Here is a 22,560-nt window from a genome sequence, read left to right on the forward strand (position 1 = left end):
TACGGGCTTTATTAGCAACCTCTGCGCTCCCATTGGAGCATTTTTTTGTGCCTATTTTTACGCTTTCGGGGCCGTCATTTGCTGCGCCATGACCCGCATATCGTGACCGGTTGGGGTTTGATGAACGCGCAGATCGAACTCTGGCAGGATCGCAAAGATGTGGTCGAAAATGTCAGATTGAATGCTTTCATAATCGACCCAGGCGGTCGTGTTGGTGAACGCATAAATTTCTAGCGGCACCCCGTCTGATGTTGGCGCAAGCTGCCGTACCATCAGCGTCATTCCCTTATGAATACCCGGATGGGTGCGCAGATAAACCTGAAGGTAGGCGCGGAACGTGCCTAAATTCGTCAGGCGGCGACCATTCAGCGGTGAAGTCAGGTCGGAATCTGACTGGGCGTTGTGCTGATCCAGTTCGTTTTTCTTGTTCTGAATGTAGGGCGACAGGAGCTTGCTGCGCAGCAATCGAGCCTGCTCCTCTTCCGTCATAAAATGCACGCTGGTGGTATCGATATTGATACTGCGCTTGATACGTCTCCCTCCTGATTCCGCCATCGAACGCCAGTTCTTGAAGGAGTCTGACACCAACGCATAAGTGGGAATGGTGGTGACGGTATTGTCCCAGTTTTTCACTTTCACCGTCGTCAGCCCGATGTCGATAACCGCGCCGTCAGCGCCGTATTTCGGCATTTCTAGCCAGTCTCCCAGCGTGAGCATATCGTTGGCAGAAAGCTGGATGCCTGCGACCAGCCCCATAATCGGATCTTTGAACACCAACATCAGTACGGCGGCCATCGCACCTAACCCGCTAATCAGAATCAGTGGGGATTTCCCGATGAGCAGTGAGACCACCATAATACTGATGACGATGGTGGCAATCAGTTTCAGGCTTTGGAAGATACCGCGCAGCGGCAACTGTGCCGCGACTTTGGTTCGGGCGGAAACGTTGAGCAGAACGTCGAGCAGTGAGAACAACGACAGCAGCGCAAAAATCATGATCCACACTTGGGAGCAGATGATGAGCGTTTCACGTGTTTCACTCTGCGAGGGCAGCCACACAAAGACCTGAATATTGAGGATCACCCCTTGTAGCAAAAAAGCCAACCGGTTAAACAGGTTGTGTTGCGTTAACGCCTGTTTCCACCCGTGCCCCTCGGTTTTTCCAGGCTTATTGAGTGAACGCAGAACCATTCTTTTCAGAACAACCTGATGCAAAATCAGGTGAATGACGGCAGAAATGAGCAATATCAGCCCAAGAACAATCAGTAACGCAATGATGCTAGCGTGTTGTATTCCGGCTTCTCTCAGCCACAGCGCGAGATTTTGTTGCATGCGTTCTCCTTTATTCCAATGAATCTGTCGTGCATTAACACGATGTGAGGTTAAGGCTAAGGATTTAGCGCCCTCAGTCAACCTTTTGTATTCTCTGGAATCGCGTAGGAAAGGTTGGAACGGTGTGAGGAAGAACATCGGGGAAAATCGCGGGTAAAGAAAAAGCCAGTCGCATAGCAACTGGCTTGGTCATCGATTGCCTTACAGGCAGGATGAGGGAATTACAGCTTGTCTGCGTTCTCAGACAGGTATTTCGCTACACCGTCTGGTGACGCGCCCATACCGGATTTACCTTTTTCCCATTGCGCTGGGCACACTTCGCCGTGCTCTTCGTGGAATTGCAGCGCGTCAACGGTACGCAGCATTTCGTCGATGTTACGACCCAGCGGCAGATCGTTCACCACCTGGTGGCGAACCACGCCGTTTTTGTCGATCAGGAAAGAACCACGCAGTGCAACACCAGCTTCTGGGTGCTCAATGCCGTAGGCCTTCTGGATTTCACGCTTAATGTCAGCAACCATCGCGTATTGCACTTCGCCGATGCCGCCTTTGTCCACAGGGGTTTTACGCCATGCGTTGTGAACAAACTCGGAGTCGAAGGAAACACCAACCACTTCCACACCGCGTTTCTTGAACTCGGCATAGCGGTGATCGAAAGCAATCAGCTCTGAAGGACAAACGAAGGTGAAGTCCATCGGCCAGAAGAAGATCACGGCAGCTTTACCGTTGATGTGCTTCTTCAGGTTGAAATTTTCGACAATTTCGCCACTGCCTAAAACGGCAGCTGCGGTGAAGTCTGGGGCTTGACGAGTTACCAGGACCATAATTACTCCTGTAGATAGCGGTTAATGATGGAGGATGTAAAAAACAGCGATCAGTATAGGGATTCTATCTGAGTGAATACAGGCAAAGAGACCAATCAATGAGATAGCTTCTGTCTATTGAACTCATCGCTATTTCCTTTCAAGACGCTACATTAACCCTTTTAATAGAAAGGACAATATATCGCCTAGGAAAAGAGAAAGGCTGCGATCTTTCCTCACAGCTGTTGCGCTTTCGCTAATTGCATCATCCGTGGATAAAACTGCCAGAAGAGTGTTTCAAATTGGTGATAGTGCTGCTCGATATCCTGAAAAGAACCGGATAGCGCCGCCAGTTTCGGGCGGCGTACCGACATTCTGTGCAGCACATCGGCGATAAACGGCAGTTCTGCGTAACGCGTCATCCAGCGTTCCGGCCACAGATAGCGATTCAGGTTCTGAAAGCGTTCGGGAGTTTGTGCCAGATGCGGCTCGATTTGTGACTGTGCGCCGTCGATAAAGATTTGCAAGGGCGTATCCGGCACCAGTTCTAGCCAGTGCCGCGCAAGATAGTGATCCCACAGCACATCAAGCGTAATCGGCGCAACGCGGCGGAATTCATCGCTGAAATACTGACGCGCCTGTTTGACCTCCGGCAGGCTGTCAGTGAGCGAATCAACGCGGCGATGCAGGCGAATACCCGCGACGATCTCGTCTGCGTAGCTGTCCTGCGGGTTGCCGCGCACGAAATCCGCCATCAGATTACCTAATAGTGAGCTGTCGGCCAGCGTGGCCAGATGGAGGTGGGCAAGAAAATTCATTGAAGTAGTATATCCGCTTCTTCTTTTATTGTGCACGTCCTCTTACATGGCAAAGTGGGAATTCTCTGGCAGTGATGTGATACGGATTGTGATGTGTCGTGCCTGCTGTGTGCTTATTTCTTGCAGCCATGCGCTTGCGGCTCTAGACTAGGCCGCCCATTTTTAATGTATTAACAGCTAAGTGAATTGCCATGCGTGTTGCCGATTTCTCGTTTGAACTTCCTGAATCATTGATTGCCCATTATCCACAAGCGGAACGCAGTGGTTGTCGCCTGCTATCGCTGGATGGGCCAACGGGAAATCTGACGCACGGTGTGTTTACCGATTTGCTGGATAAACTGAATCCTGGCGATCTGCTGGTGTTCAACAACACACGCGTGATTCCTGCTCGTCTGTTTGGCCGTAAAGTCAGCGGCGGTAAGCTGGAAGTGTTGGTGGAACGTGTGCTGGATGAACACCGGGTGTTGGCGCACGTTCGGGCGTCCAAAGCGCCGAAGCCAGGCACCGCGCTGTTGCTGGGCGATGATGAGAGCGTCAAAGCCACGATGGCGGTTCGCCACGATGCGCTATTTGAGCTGCATTTCGATGATTCCCGCGATGTCTTGTCGATCCTGAATGATATCGGCCACATGCCGTTGCCGCCCTACATCGACAGACCTGATGAAGACGCCGACCGCGAGCTTTATCAGACCGTGTATAGCCAGCGTCCGGGGGCTGTAGCCGCGCCGACGGCAGGTTTACACTTTGATGAACCGATGCTGGTCGCACTGCGCGAGAAGGGCATCGACATGGCGTTCGTGACGCTGCACGTTGGTGCGGGGACGTTCCAGCCCGTACGCGTCGATGCGATCGAAGATCACATCATGCATGCCGAATATGCTGAAGTACCGCAGGATGTCGTTGATGCTGTGCTTGCGTGCAAAGCGCGCGGAAACCGCGTGATCGCCGTTGGCACCACTTCGGTACGATCGCTGGAAAGCGCCGCACAGGCTAGCCAGAATGCAGCGATCGAACCGTTCTTCGGCGATACCAAAATTTTCATCTATCCGGGCTATCACTACCGCATTATCGATGCATTGGTGACCAACTTCCATTTACCCGAATCGACGTTAATCATGCTGGTGTCGGCCTTTGCCGGTTACCAGAACACGATGTCTGCCTACCGTCAGGCGGTGGCAGAGCAGTATCGTTTTTTCAGCTACGGTGATGCGATGTTTATCACGCACAACCCGATGGCCGAACAGGAAAAAGTGGGATAAACCCGGTTTTCTGCACACTAGCGATGCCACAGACCACGCTCTGTCAGGCGTTAATACATCATTACCATCAGACTGTTTTTCTGATGCCGGAGGCTAAGTGAAGTACGAATTACAAACAACGGACGGCCGTGCGCGACGCGGCAGATTGATTTTTGAACGTGGCGTGGTGGAAACCCCGGCTTTTATGCCCGTGGGAACTTACGGCACGGTGAAAGGCATGACGCCGGAAGAAGTAAAAGAGACTGGCGCGCAGATTTTGCTTGGTAACACGTTCCACTTGTGGCTGCGTCCCGGTCAGGAAATTATGAAACTGCACGGCGATCTGCACGATTTCATGCAGTGGCACGGCCCGATTCTGACGGATTCCGGCGGTTTTCAGGTGTTCAGCCTCGGCGATATTCGCAAGATTACCGAACAGGGTGTGCATTTCCGTAACCCGATCAACGGGGATTCGATTTTCCTTAGCCCGGAAAAATCAATGGAAATTCAGCACGATCTCGGTTCTGACATCGTGATGATCTTTGATGAGTGTACGCCGTATCCTGCCGACTGGGATTACGCCAAACGCTCGATGGAGATGTCACTGCGCTGGGCGAAACGCAGCCGCCAGCGTTTTGATGAGCTGGAGAATAAAAACGCGCTGTTCGGCATTATTCAGGGAAGTGTTTACGAAGATTTACGTGATGTATCCGTAAAAGGGCTGGTAGACATTGGCTTTGATGGGTACGCTGTGGGCGGTTTAGCAGTGGGCGAACCGAAAGAAGACATGCACCGCATTCTGGAGCACGTTTGTCCGCAGATTCCAGAAGATAAACCGCGCTATTTGATGGGTGTTGGCAAGCCGGAAGACTTGGTCGAAGGCGTGCGTCGCGGTGTCGATATGTTTGACTGCGTGATGCCAACGCGCAATGCCCGTAACGGGCATCTCTTCGTGACCGATGGCGTGGTGAAAATCCGCAATGCGAAGTATAAAGACGACGTGAATCCGCTGGATGAACACTGTGATTGCTACACGTGTCGCAATTATAGCCGTGCCTACTTGCATCATCTTGACCGTTGCAACGAAATACTCGGAGCACGACTCAATACCATCCATAACTTGCGTTATTATCAGCGTTTAATGGCGGGTTTACGTCAGGCCATTGAAGAGGGTAAATTAGAGCACTTTGTGGTGGATTTTTACCAGCGGATAGGCAAACCCATTCCGCCGCTAGCGGAAAAAGACGTTGCCGCAAGCAACTGAAGCCCGTTTGCTATGAATTGCATTTTGCTGTGAAGCGTTTTTACGATTGTAAGGTTGATAATTTATCTTTTTGATAGCTTATCTTTTGACAAAAAAGAGGATATTTAAATGAGTCTTTTCATCTCCGATGCTGTAGCTGCAACCGGCGCTCCGGCTCAGGGAAGCCCGTACTCTCTGGTTATTATGCTGGCCGTTTTTGGTCTGATTTTCTACTTTATGATCCTGCGTCCTCAGCAAAAACGCGCCAAGGAACACAAAAAGTTAATGGATTCTATCAGCAAGGGCGATGAAGTTTTAACGACCGGTGGTCTGGTTGGTCGCGTGACTAAAGTGTCCGAAACTGGCTATATTGCGATTGCGTTGAACGAGACCAATGAAGTGGTTATCAAACGTGATTTCGTGGCTGCCGTGCTGCCGAAGGGCACGATTAAGGCCCTGTAATTTCCGATTTTCCCGAAGGGAACTGCCGTGTTAAATCGTTATCCTTTGTGGAAGTACCTGATGCTGGTCGTGGTGTTGTTTGTCGGCCTGCTCTACGCACTTCCTAACCTATATGGTGAGGATCCGGCGGTACAAGTTACTGGCGCGCGGGGAACCGCCGCCAGCGAAACGACGCTGATCCAAGTCCAGAATGTCTTAAAAGAACAAAACATTACCAGTAAGTCTATTGCATTGGAAAATGGTGCAATTCTGGCTCGCTTCTCTAACCCTGATGTTCAGCTCCGCGCGCGTGAAGCGCTCGTTAATGAGCTGGGCGAAAAATTCGTCGTCGCACTTAACCTGGCTCCTGCCACGCCAAACTGGCTGCGGTTGTTAGGTGCCGAACCGATGAAATTGGGGCTTGACCTGCGCGGCGGCGTTCACTTCCTGATGGAAGTGGATATGGATACAGCGCTGGGTAAACTGCAAGAACAAACCATGGACTCTTTGCGCAGCGATCTGCGTGAGAAGAACATCCCTTATGCTTCCGTGCGTAAAACTGACAATTACGGCGTCGAAATTCGTTTCCGTGATGCGCAAACGCGTGATGACGGCATCAACTATCTGACCCCTCGCCATCGCAATCTGGTTCTTAGCAGCAGCGGTAGCAACCTGCTACGTGCGGTGATGTCTGATGAACGTCTGCGTGAAGCGCGCGAATACGCTGTACAGCAGAACATCAATATCCTGCGTAACCGTGTGAACCAACTCGGCGTTGCTGAACCGTTGGTACAGCGTCAGGGTGCTGACCGTATCGTCGTTGAGTTACCGGGTATTCAGGATACGGCGCGCGCGAAAGAAATTCTTGGCGCAACCGCTACGCTGGAATTCCGTCTGGTTAACAGTAATGCCGATGCGACCGCAGCGGCGAACGGCCGTGTGCCGGGCGACTCTGAAGTGAAGAGCATGCGTGACGGCTCACCGGTGGTGCTGTTCAAGCGCGTGATTCTGACGGGCGACCATATCACCGATTCGACATCGAGTACGGATGAATACAACCAGCCTCAGGTGAATATTTCTCTGGACAGCGCGGGTGGCAACACCATGTCCAACTTCACCAAGGACAGTATCGGTAAGCTGATGGCGACGCTGTTTGTCGAATACAAAGACAGCGGCAAGAAAGATGCGACAGGCCGTTCGGTGCTGGAAAAACACGAAGAAGTGATCAACGTGGCGACGATTCAGTCGCGACTGGGTAACAGCTTCCGTATTACCGGCATTGATAACCCGAACGAAGCGCGTCAGCTCTCTCTGCTGCTGCGTGCGGGCGCGCTGATTGCGCCGATCCAGATCGTGGAAGAACGTACCATTGGGCCTACGCTTGGGATGCAAAACATCACTCAGGGGCTGGAAGCCTGTCTGTGGGGCTTGATCGCATCGATCCTCTTTATGGTCTTCTTCTATAAGAAATTCGGTGTTATCGCGACCAGTGCATTGGTTGCTAACCTGGTGTTGATTGTTGGGGTTATGTCGCTGTTGCCTGGGGCAACGCTGACCATGCCGGGTATCGCGGGTATCGTGCTTACACTGGCCGTTGCAGTCGATGCTAACGTACTCATTAACGAACGTATCAAGGAAGAACTCAGTAATGGTCGCTCTGTGCAGCAGGCTATTCATGAGGGCTACAAAGGTGCGTTCAGTTCGATTGTTGATGCGAACGTCACGACGTTGATTAAAGTCATCATCCTGTATGCGGTTGGTACCGGTTCTATCAAAGGGTTTGCTATCACGACTGCGATTGGGATTGCGACCTCAATGTTTACGGCGATCGTCGGTACTCGTGCCATCGTTAACCTGCTTTACGGCGGTAAACGTATCAACAAGCTGTCTATCTAGGAGTGCGTTGTGGCACAGGAACAGGAATACAACATTGAACAACTTAATCATGGGCGTAAAGTCTATGATTTCATGCGCTGGGACACATTGGCATTTGCCATTTCCGGCCTGCTGATCATCGCTTCTATCGTGGTTATGGGCGTGCGTGGTTTCAACTGGGGGCTCGACTTTACCGGTGGTACGGTCATTGAGATTAACCTTGAGAAACCGATCGATCTCGATGTCCTGCGTAGTTCGTTAGAGACCTCTGGGTTTTCAGAGCCGCAGGTACAAAACTTCGGTAGCAGCCGCGACGTGATGGTGCGTATGCCACCCGTTTCTGGCAGCGAGAACGAAGCGCTCGGTAACAAAGTGCTGACGGTAGTGAATGATACCTTCCAGCAGCATGCGACGGTGAAACGTATTGAGTTTGTCGGGCCGAGCGTGGGGAGCGATTTGGCACAGGCGGGCGCATTGGCGCTGATGTCTGCGCTGATTGCTATCCTCATTTACATCGGTTTTCGTTTTGAATGGCGTCTGGCGATGGGGGCCGTGCTGGCTTTGGCGCACGATACGATCATCACAATGGGGCTGCTGTCTCTGTTCTCTATTGAGATTGACCTAACGATCATTGCGTCGCTGATGTCGGTAATTGGTTATTCGCTTAACGATAAGATCGTGGTATCTGACCGTATTCGTGAAAACTTCCGCAAGGTTCGTCGCGGTACACCATATGAGATTACCAACATTTCTCTGACGCAGACGCTGCACCGTACCATTATCACATCAGCAACCACATTGGCGATGATTGTGATCCTCATGGTCTTCGGTGGAGCCTTGTTGCATGGCTTCTCGTTAACGATGTTTATTGGTGTGATCATCGGGACGATCTCTTCCATCTATGTTTCTTCTGCTCTGGCGCTGAAACTGGGTATGAAGCGTGAACACCTGATCGTTCAGAAAGTGGAAAAAGAAGGGGCGGACCAACCGTCTATCCTGCCTTAATCTACCGACTGTAAACATAAAAAACCCCGCGTCGCTGCGTAATGCTGTCCACTTAAGCATGGATTTAGGGGGAAACACGGTGATGAGGTTCCCGTAGGGAGACCTCGCACCGTGGTAGCCCCCGGTATCTCGATTCTTAAACGATCGGCATTAGCGTCGCTGCGGGGTTTTTTGCATCTTAGCGCTGAGAAATACTTTTGCTAGGGGGACTCGGTTGCGGCAACAGGCGGGGGACTTTGTATCTCCTGAACCTGATGCAAACGAACAAAACCGAGTTCTTCCGGTGGCAAACCGCTCAGGCGTAATTCAATAATCGCTTCGGCTTTTGGTAACAGCGTGGGGGAGACGACAAAAGACTGCGTTTGTGTGTCGCCGACTAAAGGCTGGCCACTCACCGGGTCGAGCCGTCCCCAGTCAAGCTGTGCACCAAAGGCTGGCAGCCCTTTCGCATCAAGTGTACGGATATGCAGTAACGCGCTTGTTCCGTTCGCTTCCGTCTCGATATTACGTAACGATACGCTGAGTCTGCCAATGCTGCTTTCCAGCATTGTGCTGGTTTGCGCTGCGGGCAGTAAATAAACGCCAGAGGTGGATTGAGAATTCAACGCATTTTGTCGCTCTAATGCCGTAGCCTGATCGGTCAGCGTTTGTAATTGCTGGTTTAGCTGACCTATCTGATTCTGTAGCTTTGGCATCTGGCGCTGTTCGGCGCACCCTGCGAGCAAAAGCAGCGCTGGCAGGAAGGTCAGTACGCGATATCGGGTTCTCATATCTGTGGTTCCCCTTTCGATGTTTTATTCATTGATCCGTTGATCCCTGTTGCTGAGTTTAGCTGCGATTAAGCCTAAGTCATAGGTGAGACAGCTTTTTTCGTCCTATTACCGGGAGAGATGCGAAACCCTTCGCAACGTGATTCAGGAGTTTTGGTTAGTCCGTTAATTCAGGGTAAACTGTCTCTACGTTAAGGATTACTGGTCAGGACACATCATGCATTGCCCGTTTTGCTCCGCTGTTGATACCAAAGTCATTGATTCCCGTCTGGTCGGCGAAGGTTCGCAAGTACGCCGTCGTCGGCAGTGTCTGGTTTGTCATGAACGCTTCACCACGTTTGAAGTGGCTGAACTGGTGATGCCGCGAGTCATCAAAAGCAATGAAGTGCGCGAGCCTTTTAATGAAGATAAATTGCGTAGCGGCATGCTGAAAGCGCTGGAAAAAGGCCGGTAAGCTCTGATGACGTCGAAATGGCGATTAATCACATCAAATCTCATCTTCGTGCGACCGGAGAACGTGAAGTTACCACCAAGATGGTCGGCAATCTGGTGATGGAAGCGCTGAGAAAGCTGGATAAAGTGGCGTATATCCGCTTTGCATCGGTGTATCGCAGCTTTGAAGATATCCGTGAATTTGGCGAAGAGATTGCGCGTTTGCAGGATTAAGCCGCGTTGGTTTGAGAGAGATAAGAGGTTCGGGAATGAGCGTTTTTCAGGGAAACCGTACTCAGAAAGATAGTGTTCAGAAGGATAGTGTTCAGGAAAACGGCCACGTGCCGCAGGATGAGCTATACATGGCGCGAGCGTTAGAGCTGGCACGCCGTGGTCGTTTTACGACGGCTCCTAACCCCAATGTTGGCTGTGTGATCGTGCGTGATGGCGAAATTGTCGGTGAAGGCTATCATTTCCGTGCTGGCGAACCTCATGCTGAAGTTCATGCGCTGAGAATGGCAGGGGAGCGCGCACGTGGTGCGACGGCTTACGTCACGCTAGAGCCGTGCAGCCATCATGGCCGAACGCCACCTTGTGCCGATGCGTTGGTTGCTGCTGGCGTTTCCCGTGTGGTTGCCGCGATGCAGGATCCCAATCCGCAGGTCGCGGGCCGTGGCTTACATCGCTTACAGCAAGCGGGGATCGCCGTCAGTCATGGTTTGATGATGGCTGAAGCAGAGAAAGTGAATGTCGGCTTTCTGAAACGTATGCGGACGGGCTTTCCTTACGTGCAGCTCAAGATGGCGGCGTCTTTGGATGGGCGCACTGCGATGGCGTCGGGAGAAAGCCAGTGGATTACCTCACCGCAGGCGCGGCAGGATGTGCAACGTTTTCGCGCGGAGAGTGCAGCGATTCTGAGCAGTAGTGCAACGGTGCTGGCTGACGATCCCTCTCTTACTGTGCGGTGGTCAGAGCTGGGCGCTGATGTGCAGACACGTTATTCAGAAGCCGATCTCAGGCAACCTGTTCGGGTGATTGTGGACAGCCAGCAGCGCGTCACGCCGCAGCATCGGATTGTTAGCCAACCCGGCCAGACCTGGTTGGCGTGTGTGCAGGCGGACGAACAGACGTGGCCACAGAGCGTCGAACAGGTCACATTGCCGCAGCACAATGGCGGCGTTGATCTGGTGGCACTGATGATGATACTGGGGAGACGACAGATAAACTCCGTCTGGGTCGAGGCCGGAGCCAGCTTGGCTGGTGCGTTGCTTAACGCTGGCGTCGTTGATGAACTCATCGTTTATCTTGCGCCAAAACTGCTGGGTGAAAACGCTCGCTCGCTGTGCCTCTTGCCAGGGCTGGATCAACTGTCTCAGGCACCGGAATTTGATATCGCAGAGGTTCGCCAGATTGGCCCGGATCTGCGATTACGTCTGAAACCTAAATTCTGATGTGTATGTAAATACGTGGTGCAGGTCCGACAAAACCGGATACGTGCCAACAAAAATTATGATAGAATCCGCCCCCCTGCGGGCCATAAAGACCAGATACAAGGAAAGCTATGAACGTTATCGAAGGTGTTGTTGCTACTCCTGATGCCCGTGTGGCGATTGCGATTGCGCGTTTTAACCATTTTATTAACGACAGCCTGCTGGAAGGTGCGGTTGATGCGTTGAAACGCATCGGTCAGGTTAAAGACGAAAATATCACCGTTGTTTGGGTGCCGGGTGCTTACGAACTGCCATTGACGGTTCGTGCGCTGACCAAAAGCACGCAAAATGGCGGGTATGATGCCGTTATTGCTCTGGGAACGGTTATCCGTGGTGGAACAGCGCATTTTGAATTTGTTGCTGGTGAATGTAGCTCTGGCCTGTCCTCCGTTGCGATGGACAGCGAAATCCCTGTTGCTTTCGGCGTTCTGACGACGGAAAGCATTGAACAGGCAATTGAGCGCTCTGGCACGAAAGCGGGGAACAAAGGTGCAGAAGCTGCCCTGACCGCGCTAGAAATGATTAATGTATTGAAAGCGATTAAGTAAGCCTGATTAAGTAAGGGGAATTCCGTGAAACCTGCTGCTCGTCGCCGCGCTCGTGAATGTGCGGTTCAAGCGCTTTACTCCTGGCAGTTATCTAAAAATGATATTGCCGATGTTGAACTACAATTCCTGAGCGAGCAGGATGTCAAAGATGTCGACATTACCTATTTCCGTGAATTGCTGGCGGGGGTTGCCACTCAGGCTGAGAAGCTTGATCAACTGATGGCACCTTTCCTGTCTCGTCAACTTGAGGAATTGGGACAGGTTGAGAAAGCGATTCTGCGTTTGGCGATGTTTGAGCTGAGCAAGCGCGAAGATGTTCCTTACAAAGTGGCGATCAACGAAGCCATCGAACTGGCTAAAGTCTTCGGCGCTGAAGATAGCCATAAATTTGTGAATGGCGTGCTGGATAAAGCGGCTCCGAGCGTACGGAAAGGCAAGAAGTAAAATGCATCGAATCAGGGCCGGATATCCGGCCCTGATCGCTTTTGAATGATAGGCTGGCTGGAAAGGTTATGATTGAAGGTGAGTTTGACCTTATTGCCCGCTATTTTAATCGGGTCCGAAGTTCACGTCGCGATGTTGAGTTAGGCATTGGTGATGACTGTGCGTTACTGACGGTGGCAGATAAGCAGATGCTGGCGGTCAGTACCGACACGCTGGTATCTGGTGTTCATTTCCTACCCGATATCGATCCCGCCGATCTGGGTTACAAATCTCTGGCGGTCAATTTAAGCGATCTGGCTGCAATGGGGGCCGATCCTGCCTGGCTTTCTCTGGCCATTACCCTACCTCAAAGCAATAGCCAGTGGCTGGCCACATATAGCGACAGTTTGTTTGAGCTGCTTGATTACTATGGTATGCAACTAGTTGGCGGAGATACGACGCGCGGCCCACTGAGCCTGACGCTGACTATCCACGGTCTGGTGCCTGCGGGTCGGGCGTTGACGCGTCGCGGAGCCAGAATCGGCGACTGGATCTATGTTACGGGTTCATTAGGCGACAGCGCCGCCGGTCTGGCTATCCTACAGAACACATTGCTCGTTGAGGATGATGAGGCGCGTCAGGGACTTATCCAGCGTCATGTGCGACCTCAGCCCAGAATTCTGCAAGGTCAGGCGCTGCGCGATCTGGCCAGTTCGGCTATCGATCTTTCTGACGGCCTCATTTCCGATCTACAGCATATACTTAAAGCCAGCGAGTGCGGTGCACGTATTAATCTGGACGCCATTCCACAGTCTGATTGGCTGCGGGGATGTGTTGATGAAGAACAGGCATTGCGCTGGGCGCTATCTGGCGGCGAAGACTATGAGCTGTGCTTTACCGTGCCGGAGATTAACCGCGGTGCGCTGGAGCTTGCCCTGGGGCATCTCGGTGCCGGCTACACCTGTATCGGGCAAATCGGACCTTCATCTGAAGGGGTTCGCTTTTTCAGGGATAATAAAGTGACCGAGCTGAACTGGAAGGGGTATGACCATTTTAGCGAGCAAAACTGATTCCGCGAGTAAAGTGAAAGGTGCTGAGGTGGCAAAGCGTCGTCTACGGCTGAGTAACCCGTGGCACCTTCTGGCGACGGGATTGGGTAGCGGGCTATCTCCCTGGATGCCGGGCACGGTAGGGTCGCTGGCGGCGATTCCTCTGTGGTATCTCATGTCCTTCCTGCCGCTTGAATTGTATTCGCTGCTGGTCATGCTGAGCATTTGTATCGGTGTTTACCTGTGTCACCAGACGGCGAAAGATATGGGCGTTCACGATCACGGCAGCATCGTCTGGGACGAATTTGTCGGCATGTGGATTACCCTGATGGCTATTCCAGTGGATGAGTGGCAGTGGGTGGCGGCAGGGTTTGTCGTCTTTCGTTGTCTGGATATCTGGAAACCCTGGCCGATTCGTTGGTTTGATCGCAACGTACACGGCGGTATGGGAATCATGATCGATGATATTGTCGCAGGGGTGATCTCGGCGGGAATTATCTATTTTATCGGCCATCACTGGCCGATATTCTGATGTTACAACGCGATTGAACCGGGGCCATGTGCCTCGATTATCGTGAGCCGCTTATGCCATCCACTGCGTGATTCTGCGCTCGATGCCGGCGGCATCCAGACCCAGATCGGCACGGATTTCTTCCTGTGAACCTTGCGGAATAAAGACGTCCGGTAGCCCGATGTTCAGCACCGAGACGGCGAGACGCTTCGCCATCAGGAACTCATTCACACCGCTTCCCGCACCGCCCATGATCGCATTTTCTTCCAGCGTCACAAACGTGCTGTGAGACTGTGCCAACTCTTCCAGTAACGCTTCATCCAGTGGCTTCACAAAACGCATATCGACGAGGGTGGCGTTTAACTGCTCTGCCGCAATCTGTGCTTCTGGCAGAAGCGTACCGAAATTCAGAATCGCGATCGTTTCGCCCTGACGACGCACCACGCCTTTACCGATTGGCAGTTCTGATAGTGGCGTCAATTCCGTACCCGTACCGTTTCCTCGCGGGTAGCGCACTGCGGTCGGGCCTTTCTGGTAGTGATAGCCCGTGTGCAGCATCTGGCGACACTCGTTTTCATCGCTGGGCGTCATGATGATCATGTTCGGGATACAGCGTAAGAAAGAGAGATCGAACGCTCCCTGATGCGTTTGCCCATCCGCGCCAACAATACCGCCGCGATCGATAGCAAACAGAACTGGCAGATTCTGGATCGCCACATCGTGTATAACCTGATCGTAGGCGCGTTGCAGGAACGTCGAGTAAATAGCGACAACCGGGTGATAGCCGCCAACGGCCAGACCGGCAGCAAACGTGACAGCATGCTGTTCGGCAATGGCAACGTCAAAATATTGCTGCGGGTAATCGCGGGAGAACTGCACCATGCCGGAACCTTCGCGCATCGCTGGCGTGATCGCCATAAGCTTGCTGTCCTTGGCTGCCGTTTCCTGTAGCCATTGACCGAAGATTTTAGAATAGGTGGGTTGAGCGCCTTCCTTGCTTTTCGGCAATGTGCCGCTGGCTGGATCGAATTTTGGCACCGCATGCCAACTGATCGGATCCTGTTCGGCAGGGGCATAGCCTTTGCCTTTTTTCGTCATGATATGCAGGAGCTGCGGGCCTTTCAGGTTGCGCATGTTTTTCAATGTATGCGCCAGCGCCTGAACGTCGTGGCCGTCGACCGGGCCAATATAATTAAAGCCCAGCTCCTCAAATAACGTACCCGGCACAACCATGCCTTTAAGATGCTCTTCGGTACGCTTCACCAGCTCTTTTATTGGCGGCAGGCCAGATAAGACCTTTTTCCCTCCTTCGCGCAGGCTGGCATAGAGCTTGCCGGACAGCAGTTGTGCCAGATGATTGTTCAATGCGCCGACGTTTTCCGAAATCGACATTTCGTTGTCGTTCAGCACAACCAGCAGGTCGGAGCGGATGTCGCCCGCATGGTTCATCGCTTCAAAGGCCATACCCGCAGTAATCGCGCCGTCGCCGATTACACAAACCGTACGGCGGCCTTTGCCTTCACGTTCGGCCGCAACGGCCATGCCCAGCCCGGCACTGATTGAGGTCGATGAATGCCCGACGCTTAATACGTCATAGTCGCTTTCATCACGCCACGGAAAGGGGTGCAAACCGCCTTTTTGGCGGATTGTTGAAATACGATCGCGACGGCCGGTCAGAATTTTATGCGGGTAAGCCTGATGGCCGACATCCCACACCAGATGATCGAAAGGGGTGTTGTAGACATAATGCAGCGCAACCGTTAATTCAACCGTTCCTAACCCTGAAGCAAAATGGCCGCTTGAACGGCTGACGCTGTCCAGCAGGTATTGGCGCAGCTCATCGCACAGCTTTGGCAGGCTATCTTTCGGCAACAATCGAAGTTCATCCGGTGTTTCCACTAACGCCAATGTAGGGTACTTCGCGGTATCAAAACTCATAGAGACTCATTAGGTAATTACTTATCGCGTTCAACGATGAAATTCGCCAGCGCTTGTAGTGGGGCAATATTCAGGGGGATCGGACTGGATGCGACGAGATCGTCCAGCGATGCCAGTGATTCCTGATAAAGCTCCTGTGCTTTTTTTCGTGCGTTATCTAATCCCAGCAGGCTGGGATAGGTGCTTTTTACCTAACTGCTGGTCCGCACCCTGACGTTTGCCTGTTGTCGCGCTGTCGCCAACAACATCGAGAATATCGTCCTGAACCTGAAAGGCGAGCCCAATCGCGTCAGCGTAGCGATCCAGGTGGGGCAAGGCGGCGCGTCCTGTTTCACCAGCGGCCAGTGCGCCTAGTCGAACGGCTGCGCGAATCAAGGCGCCAGTTTTGTGGCGGTGAATGCGCTCTAACGCAGCCAGATCGACCTGATGACCTTCCGCTTCCAGGTCGAAAGCCTGCCCGCCGCACATACCTGCGACACCACTGGCGTGCGCCAATTCTGAGAGCATCGCCAGCCGATCGCGATCGGAGACCTGTGGCATCGACGCGTCGGCCAGAATGGAGAACGCCAACGTTTGCAGTGCATCCCCCGCCAGAATGGCATTGGCTTCGCCAAATTTGATATGGCAGGTTGGCTGTCCGCGGCGTAAATCGTCGTCGTCCATCGCTGGCAGATCGTCATGAATCAGTGAATAGGCATGGATACATTCTACTGCCGCAGCAGGGGCATCCAGGCTCTCTAACGGCATACCAAACAGTTCACCCGTAGTATAAACCAGAAACGGGCGCAGGCGTTTGCCTCCTAAGAGTGAGCCATACTCCATCGCATTGACCAGTGGACTACTCTGAAAGGGGAGGCTGGTGATGAAATGGCCCAACATACGGTTAGTGCGTTGGTAATGCGCATTCAGTTGCGTGCTGAAATCGGTCATAGCGAATCATTATCCGGCGTGAACGGTGACAGCGTGGCATCGGGATCGTCACTAAGCAGGATTTGTACGCGCTGTTCCGCCTGTTGCAGTTTTTGCTGACCCTGACGAGCGAGCTGGATGCCATGCTCAAATTCATTTAGCGCATCGTCCAGCGGCAGTTCGCCTGATTCGAGGCGGGTAACGATTTTTTCCAGTTCGTTCAGCGAGCTTTCAAAGCTGACTGGCTGCTCGGTCTTCTTAGGCATAGTGGTTTCAGAATCCTGGTGTTATACGCCGTTGGCTTGTGGCGGCAGAGCGTGGTGTTGCGTTTGGTCATCCGTGGATGCGCAACAATTATACGGTTAAAGCGCACAGTATATCTTCATATAATGATATACTCCGCGCCCTGGATGCTATTGGTAAAATCATCTCTGTTCCGCTGATTTTACCGATAACGTGATTTTAGTGCTCAGGGTAAATTTATTTACGCCTTTCTGACCAAGTAACGACAGCCACCATGAAGTTTATCATTAAATTGTTCCCGGAAATCACCATCAAGAGCCAATCTGTGCGGTTGCGCTTTATCAAGATTCTAACCGGAAACATTCGCAACGTATTAAAACACTATGATGAAACGTTGGCGGTTGTCCGTCACTGGGATCATATCGAAGTTCGGGCCAAAGACGAAAGCCAGCGTTCAGCAATTCGTGATGCGCTGACGAGAATTCCGGGTATTCACCATATTCTGGAAGTGGAAGATCACGCCTACACCGACGTGCACAATATCTTTGAACAGGCGCTGGCGCTGTATCGTGAGCAGTTGGAAGGCAAGACGTTTTGTGTGCGAGTGAAGCGCCGCGGTAAGCATGAATTTAGTTCACAGGATGTAGAGCGTTATGTCGGCGGTGGTCTGAACCAGCATATTGAAACGGCGCGAGTCAATCTCACTGCGCCGCAGGTGACTGTGCATCTGGAAATCGAGCAGGATCGTTTGCTGCTGATTAAAGGACGTTATGAAGGGATCGGCGGCTTCCCGATCGGTACGCAGGAAGATGTGTTGTCGCTGATTTCCGGTGGTTTCGACTCTGGCGTATCCAGCTATATGCTGATGCGTCGCGGGTGTCGCGTGCATTACTGCTTCTTTAACCTTGGCGGTGCGGCACACGAGATTGGTGTGAAACAGGTCGCATACTATCTGTGGAATCGTTTTGGTAGCTCACACCGAGTACGCTTTATTGCGATTGACTTCGATCCTGTCGTCGGTGAAATTCTGGAGAAGGTTGACGATGGCCAGATGGGCGTCGTATTGAAACGCATGATGGTGCGCGCGGCCTCCAAAATTGCTGAGCGTTACGGTGTTCAGGCGCTGGTGACCGGTGAAGCATTAGGTCAGGTTTCTAGCCAGACGTTGACCAACCTGCGTTTGATCGATAATGCCTCCGATACGCTGATTCTGCGTCCGCTGATTTCTCATGATAAAGAACACATTATCAAACAGGCTCGCGAACTGGGAACGGAAGATTTCGCCAAAACGATGCCGGAATATTGCGGTGTGATCTCGAAAAGCCCGACGGTGAAAGCGGTAAAAGCGAAGATTGAGGCCGAAGAAAGCCACTTTGATTTTGCTATTCTGGAGCGTGTGGTGAGCGAAGCGCGGAATATTGATATCCGTGAGATCGCAGAACAGACCAAGCAAGAAGTGGTTGAAGTCGAAACGGTCGCGTCGTTTGCACCGACCGACGTGTTGCTTGATATCCGTGCGCCGGATGAACAGGACGACAAGCCGCTTGAACTGGATCACGTGGAAATCAAATCCTTACCGTTCTACAAGCTGGGTACGCAGTTTGGCGATTTGGATCAGAGCAAAACCTACCTGCTTTACTGCGAACGTGGCGTGATGAGCCGCTTGCAGGCGCTGTACCTGCGTGAGCAAGGTTTTACCAATGTGAAGGTATACCGTCCGTAATGTGAAAAAGGCGCGTAAGCGCCTTTTTCATTTACGCTAATCACGATAGTTATAAATCCCCGGCGGCAGGATTAACTGTTCAGCAACCTCGGCAGCTTTTTCTTTTCCTAGCAGTAAATCGATGATCTTCAGGGCGAAATCCATACTGGTGCCTGGCCCTTGCGTGGTTAACAGATTCACGCGCGGATCGTAGACGACGCGCTTTTCCATCCATTTTTCTGGCGCAATCTTATCCTTAAACGCAGGGTAGCCCGTCATGTTTCCGACGGGGAACAGCTGATGATATTCCAGCACCAGCGCAGGCGTTGCACACATCGCAGCGACAATTTTCCCTTCCAGATGCGCTTGTCGAATGCATTCCACCAGTATTGGGCTGTCACGGAAGCATTCCGCGCCTTGCAGTCCACCCGGTAATACCAGCACATCAAAAGGCCGATCGGCGACGGTAGCCAGCGGCGCATCTGCCAGTAGTCTTACCCCGCGTGAGCAGACGATTTCCAGATTGCCATCGCTGGCGACGCTGGCAAGCGTGACCTGAATACCCGCCCGGACAAGCAAATCGATGGTCGTGACGGCTTCAGTTTCTTCACTACCAGGTGCCAGACACACCAGTGCCGATGCGGTCATAATCATTTTCCTTTTGCTTAATGTAGTCAAACAGACGAGCATTTTCGGGGAGCGTCAGGCCGTGGAGGCGCGCTCGGTGCAGTAAATACCCGGTAATGTAATCAATTTCGGTATGCCGCTGAGCGATGATGTCCTGCAACATCGATGAGGTGTTTGCCGCCGTGTTCTGAATAATTTGATTCACGTAGAGCAGCAGGCTATCTCGTGATGTATGGAAGCCTTCTCTTTCCATGACGCTAGCCACTTCCTGACAAAGTGACACAATCAGTTCTGGATAGGCAGAAAGCTCGCCATTAGTGCAGTGATATTTCACCGTCAGCGGATTGATGACGCAGTTAGCCGCGAGCTTCAGCCAGCAGGTGGCGCTAATATTGGTGTGCCAGGCCACATCAGGCAAGGCCTGATGCAGCACTTCCGCCAGATGACTTTGGCTGCTGTCGCCGTTAAAGGTGCCGATGTGCGTTGTACCAGCGGCAACATGCACAACGTTGGTCGTGTCACGCCGTGCGGCATGGGTGGTGATCCCCAGAACCAGCGGCTGCTGTAGCGACGGTAATTCTTCCCGTGTGCCCATCCCGTTGTGTAAAAGCAGAATCGTGCAATGTGGGTTGAGCTGTGGCAACAGTACGGTGACGGCATCTGAAACCTGCCAGGCTTTTAACGTCACCAGCAGTAGTTCGCTTTGGGCAAGGTGTTCGGGATCGTTAGCCGTCAGGTTGAGATTACAGTGCTGACCATCCAGCATGGTGACATTGACCGGACAATAGGGTTGCGGAATGCGCAGCCATCCCTGGACATCATGCCCTTGCTGATGTAACGCAGCGAGCCAAAGTTGACCCAGCGCGCCACAGCCAAGAACGGTGATTTTCATGTATGTCTCCCCTATTTGATGCGGGCGCTGTCGTTCTGCCATCATAGGCTATCATTCACGTTACGATCTTGTGCTATTCGGCCTGTTTACCCGGTACAGAGTAAAAATCGGGATCGTGTCTGGCATCTTGCTTATCGCAGAAGAGCGGTTATTATGCTCGCCAGCCAAATTTGTCAGGAGAGCGAATTATGCCATCTTTCGATATTGTTTCGGAAATTGATATGCAGGAAGTCCGTAACGCGGTGGAAAATGCCACGCGTGAGCTGAGCACCCGCTGGGATTTTCGCAATGTTCCGGCCAGCTTTGAACTGAATGAGAAATCGCAAAGTATTAAAGCGACCAGCGAGTCTGATTTTCAGGTACAGCAACTGATTGATATTATGCGCGAGAAATTGCTGAAGCGCGGGATTGAAGGCGGTGCGTTAGAGGTTCCGGAAGCGTTCGAGCACAGCGGTAAAACGTACAGCGTGGAGGCCAAATTGAAGCAGGGCATTGAAACCACGCAGGCGAAGAAAATCGTCAAGCTGATTAAAGACAGCAAACTGAAAGTACAGGCGCAGATTCAAGGTGAACAGATTCGTGTTACCGGAAAATCACGTGATGATTTGCAGGGTGTGATGGCGTTGATTCGCGGCGGAAATTTGGGGCAGCCATTCCAGTTTACCAACTTTCGTGATTGATGTTTTCTCGTCATTTACCGACGAAAAAGGCCAGCGAAATCTGGCCTTTTGCTTGTCAGCCTGACACCACTTTCGGGAAGTGGTGATGATTAGTCAGACCTGACCTGCTAGTTGTTCTAGCTGCTGCCGACTGGTCTTTTTGTTGTCGATCTTCACATAGGCGCTGTACTCATCCGGCACGATGACCACGTCAGCAACGCCGGGCTGAGTACGAATTTTCTGTTCCAACTCGCCATCTTGCAACGCTACATCGGACAGGGCGATTCTCAGACTGCTGAGATAAGGTGGTTCCTGCATGGTGAAGCTGACGAGTAGCCAGATGGCTGCAATAGCCGCACCAGTCATAAACACCGCCGAAGCGCCATACCACTCAAACACTCCACCGCCGAGGCTCCCGCCAATCGCCACGCCGATAAACTGTGTGGTGGAGTAAACCCCCATCGCCGTACCTTTGTATCCCGCCGGCGATTCCTTGCTAATCAGCGATGGCAACAGCGCTTCCATCACGTTGAAAGCCAGGAAGAACAGCTGCACGCCGATGATAATTTGCCAGAGATGGTTACCTGCCGCCCATAAGACAACCTCTGCGGCGATCAGCACCACGATGCAGCCGATGAAGACCTGCTTCATTCGCCTTTTCACTTCGGCATAAATAATGAAAGGCACAACGCCAGCAAAAGAGATCAGCATCGTGACCAGATAGACTTTCCAATGATCCTGTGGCGCCATCCCCGCGGATTCCATGACGCGGGGTAGGGCGACGAAGCTCGACATCAATAAAATATGCAGACACATAATGCCAATATTCAGTTTCAACAGCCGGCTATTGCCGAGCACCTTGAGGAAACTGCCGCGCACCATCGCTGATTCTCGATTCAGGATATGTGCAGGAGCGGAAGGAATCAGGGTGAGGGTGATGGCGATGCCTGCGAGTGACAGAAGGGCGATGCCCCAGAAGAGCGCCTGTAAGCCAAAAGCGTGGGTAACGATAGGACCGACGACCATCGCGATAGCAAAGGTGACGCCGAAACTCACGCCGATAAATGCCATGGCTTTGGTTCGATTCTGCTCACGCGTCAGGTCAGAAAGCAGCGCCATAACGGCAGCGGATATCGCGCCAGCGCCCTGCAACGCGCGTCCAAGGATAATGCCCCAGATGGAGTCGCTTAGTGCGGCGATAACGCTGCCGAGTGCAAAAATCAGCAGCCCTCCAACAATCAGGGGTTTTCTGCCGATACGGTCAGAAACCAGGCCGAAGGGAATCTGGAAGATAGCCTGCATCAGGCCATAAATACCAATCGCAATGCCGATCAGCGCTTCACTGGCGCCCTGCAAGGCCATGCCGTAAGTAGTGAGGACAGGCAGCACCATGAACATGCCGAGCATACGCAGTGAAAAGACCGCACCCAGACCCCATGTGGCGCGTAATTCGCCTGGCGTCATTTTATTATCGTTCATTCGTACCTCTGAAAACAATTGGCGCTATTTTAGTGCGTTATCGCCCATACAGTAAACGATAGGTTTGTTACGTGATTTGGCGGAAAGTAACTAGGGGAGGGAAAAGTAAAAACCACCTGTCGAGGCGGTAATT

Annotated in this window: 21 protein-coding genes and 2 pseudogenes; 13 read left to right on the forward strand and 10 right to left on the reverse strand. The window is 52.4% G+C overall.

Translation table 11 applies throughout. The annotated features are described in order from the left end of the window. Positions 1-57: 57 nt before the first annotated feature. From NAL19_RS05045 to NAL19_RS05055, 3 genes are all read right to left on the reverse strand, one after another. Entirely contained in the window at positions 58-1,332 is a 1,275-nt protein-coding gene (locus NAL19_RS05045; RefSeq protein WP_225087198.1) for a mechanosensitive ion channel family protein, read from the reverse strand. 221 nt (positions 1,333-1,553) lie between these two features. Next, positions 1,554-2,156, reverse strand: a complete 603-nt coding sequence (locus NAL19_RS05050; RefSeq protein WP_010299049.1) for a peroxiredoxin C — start codon at positions 2,154-2,156, stop codon at positions 1,554-1,556. A gap of 215 nt (positions 2,157-2,371) precedes the next feature. Next, positions 2,372-2,953, reverse strand: coding sequence for an ACP phosphodiesterase (locus NAL19_RS05055; RefSeq protein ID WP_263058936.1), 582 nt, complete (start codon positions 2,951-2,953; stop codon positions 2,372-2,374). 191 nt (positions 2,954-3,144) lie between these two features. Here NAL19_RS05055 and queA point away from each other — a divergent pair, with 191 nt between their 5' ends. The 5 genes from queA (at position 3,145) to secF (ending at position 8,755) form a co-directional block, all read left to right on the forward strand. Continuing rightward, a complete protein-coding gene (gene queA / locus NAL19_RS05060) occupies positions 3,145-4,212 on the forward strand; it encodes a tRNA preQ1(34) S-adenosylmethionine ribosyltransferase-isomerase QueA (RefSeq protein ID WP_263058937.1) in 1,068 nt (355 codons plus the stop codon). Between the two features lie 97 nt (positions 4,213-4,309). Further along, positions 4,310-5,455: a tRNA guanosine(34) transglycosylase Tgt gene (gene tgt / locus NAL19_RS05065; RefSeq protein ID WP_225087201.1), complete on the forward strand. Its 1,146-nt coding sequence runs from the start codon at positions 4,310-4,312 to the stop codon at positions 5,453-5,455. 108 nt (positions 5,456-5,563) lie between these two features. Continuing rightward, positions 5,564-5,896, forward strand: a complete 333-nt coding sequence (gene yajC / locus NAL19_RS05070) for a preprotein translocase subunit YajC (RefSeq protein ID WP_012773703.1) — start codon at positions 5,564-5,566, stop codon at positions 5,894-5,896. 27 nt (positions 5,897-5,923) lie between these two features. Beyond that, positions 5,924-7,771: a protein translocase subunit SecD gene (gene secD / locus NAL19_RS05075; protein WP_225087203.1), complete on the forward strand. Its 1,848-nt coding sequence runs from the start codon at positions 5,924-5,926 to the stop codon at positions 7,769-7,771. A gap of 72 nt (positions 7,772-7,843) precedes the next feature. Continuing rightward, a complete protein-coding gene (gene secF, locus NAL19_RS05080) occupies positions 7,844-8,755 on the forward strand; it encodes a protein translocase subunit SecF (protein ID WP_263059664.1) in 912 nt (303 codons plus the stop codon). Between the two features lie 200 nt (positions 8,756-8,955). Here the strand turns inward: secF and NAL19_RS05085 are convergent, their stop codons facing one another. Next, entirely contained in the window at positions 8,956-9,525 is a 570-nt protein-coding gene (locus NAL19_RS05085) for a DUF3251 domain-containing protein (RefSeq protein WP_225087204.1), read from the reverse strand. A 217-nt stretch (positions 9,526-9,742) separates the two neighbouring features. Between NAL19_RS05085 and nrdR the strand changes: the two are divergent. The 6 genes and pseudogenes from nrdR to pgpA all read left to right on the forward strand — a co-directional run bounded on the left by nrdR (position 9,743) and on the right by pgpA (position 13,999). Next, positions 9,743-10,191 (forward strand): annotated as a pseudogene (gene nrdR, locus NAL19_RS05090) (transcriptional regulator NrdR). 107 nt (positions 10,192-10,298) lie between these two features. Beyond that, the gene (gene ribD, locus NAL19_RS05095) at positions 10,299-11,408 is read left to right on the forward strand and encodes a bifunctional diaminohydroxyphosphoribosylaminopyrimidine deaminase/5-amino-6-(5-phosphoribosylamino)uracil reductase RibD (protein ID WP_263059665.1); all 1,110 of its coding nucleotides are present in this window, start codon (positions 10,299-10,301) and stop codon (positions 11,406-11,408) included. 110 nt (positions 11,409-11,518) lie between these two features. Continuing rightward, on the forward strand, positions 11,519-11,995 hold the full coding sequence (gene ribE, locus NAL19_RS05100) for a 6,7-dimethyl-8-ribityllumazine synthase (RefSeq protein ID WP_263058938.1): 477 nt from the start codon (positions 11,519-11,521) through the stop codon (positions 11,993-11,995). 24 nt (positions 11,996-12,019) lie between these two features. After that, complete coding sequence (gene nusB / locus NAL19_RS05105) at positions 12,020-12,439, forward strand: transcription antitermination factor NusB (RefSeq protein WP_225087206.1); 420 nt, start codon at positions 12,020-12,022, stop codon at positions 12,437-12,439. A 68-nt stretch (positions 12,440-12,507) separates the two neighbouring features. Then, positions 12,508-13,488: a thiamine-phosphate kinase gene (gene thiL / locus NAL19_RS05110; protein ID WP_263058939.1), complete on the forward strand. Its 981-nt coding sequence runs from the start codon at positions 12,508-12,510 to the stop codon at positions 13,486-13,488. Beyond that, the gene (gene pgpA / locus NAL19_RS05115) at positions 13,463-13,999 is read left to right on the forward strand and encodes a phosphatidylglycerophosphatase A (protein ID WP_225087208.1); all 537 of its coding nucleotides are present in this window, start codon (positions 13,463-13,465) and stop codon (positions 13,997-13,999) included. Before thiL ends, pgpA begins: the two co-directional genes overlap by 26 nt. A 51-nt stretch (positions 14,000-14,050) precedes the next feature. On the opposite strand, the gene dxs is transcribed toward pgpA, so the two are convergent. The 3 genes and pseudogenes from dxs to xseB all read right to left on the reverse strand — a co-directional run bounded on the left by dxs (position 14,051) and on the right by xseB (position 17,091). Then, positions 14,051-15,916 carry a 1-deoxy-D-xylulose-5-phosphate synthase gene (gene dxs, locus NAL19_RS05120; protein ID WP_225087209.1) on the reverse strand — a complete coding sequence of 622 codons (1,866 nt, stop codon included), beginning with the start codon at positions 15,914-15,916 and terminating at the stop codon, positions 14,051-14,053. A 17-nt stretch (positions 15,917-15,933) separates the two neighbouring features. Continuing rightward, a pseudogene (gene ispA, locus NAL19_RS05125) lies at positions 15,934-16,846 on the reverse strand ((2E,6E)-farnesyl diphosphate synthase). Beyond that, positions 16,843-17,091: an exodeoxyribonuclease VII small subunit gene (gene xseB / locus NAL19_RS05130; RefSeq protein ID WP_263058940.1), complete on the reverse strand. Its 249-nt coding sequence runs from the start codon at positions 17,089-17,091 to the stop codon at positions 16,843-16,845. The pseudogene ispA and the gene xseB overlap by 4 nt, the downstream one beginning before the upstream one ends. Before the next feature lie 251 nt (positions 17,092-17,342). On the opposite strand from xseB, the gene thiI reads away from it, so the two are divergent. After that, positions 17,343-18,791 (forward strand): tRNA uracil 4-sulfurtransferase ThiI, encoded by a 1,449-nt coding sequence (gene thiI, locus NAL19_RS05135; protein WP_225087211.1) that lies wholly within the window; start codon positions 17,343-17,345, stop codon positions 18,789-18,791. 36 nt (positions 18,792-18,827) lie between these two features. On the opposite strand, the gene yajL is transcribed toward thiI, so the two are convergent. Together yajL and panE are read right to left on the reverse strand one after the other, a co-directional pair. Then, positions 18,828-19,418, reverse strand: a complete 591-nt coding sequence (gene yajL / locus NAL19_RS05140; protein ID WP_263058941.1) for a protein deglycase YajL — start codon at positions 19,416-19,418, stop codon at positions 18,828-18,830. Further along, on the reverse strand, positions 19,381-20,289 hold the full coding sequence (panE, locus tag NAL19_RS05145) for a 2-dehydropantoate 2-reductase (protein WP_263058942.1): 909 nt from the start codon (positions 20,287-20,289) through the stop codon (positions 19,381-19,383). The genes yajL and panE overlap by 38 nt, the downstream gene beginning before the upstream one ends. 188 nt (positions 20,290-20,477) lie before the next feature. Here panE and NAL19_RS05150 point away from each other — a divergent pair, with 188 nt between their 5' ends. Then, positions 20,478-20,969 carry a YajQ family cyclic di-GMP-binding protein gene (locus NAL19_RS05150; RefSeq protein ID WP_225087214.1) on the forward strand — a complete coding sequence of 164 codons (492 nt, stop codon included), beginning with the start codon at positions 20,478-20,480 and terminating at the stop codon, positions 20,967-20,969. A 93-nt stretch (positions 20,970-21,062) separates the two neighbouring features. On the opposite strand, the gene NAL19_RS05155 is transcribed toward NAL19_RS05150, so the two are convergent. Beyond that, complete coding sequence (locus NAL19_RS05155) at positions 21,063-22,427, reverse strand: MFS transporter (protein WP_263058943.1); 1,365 nt, start codon at positions 22,425-22,427, stop codon at positions 21,063-21,065. Positions 22,428-22,560: the final 133 nt, after the last annotated feature.

Origin of the sequence: Pectobacterium sp. F1-1 (assembly GCF_025643735.1) — a bacterium.
GTDB lineage: Bacteria > Pseudomonadota > Gammaproteobacteria > Enterobacterales > Enterobacteriaceae > Pectobacterium > Pectobacterium colocasium.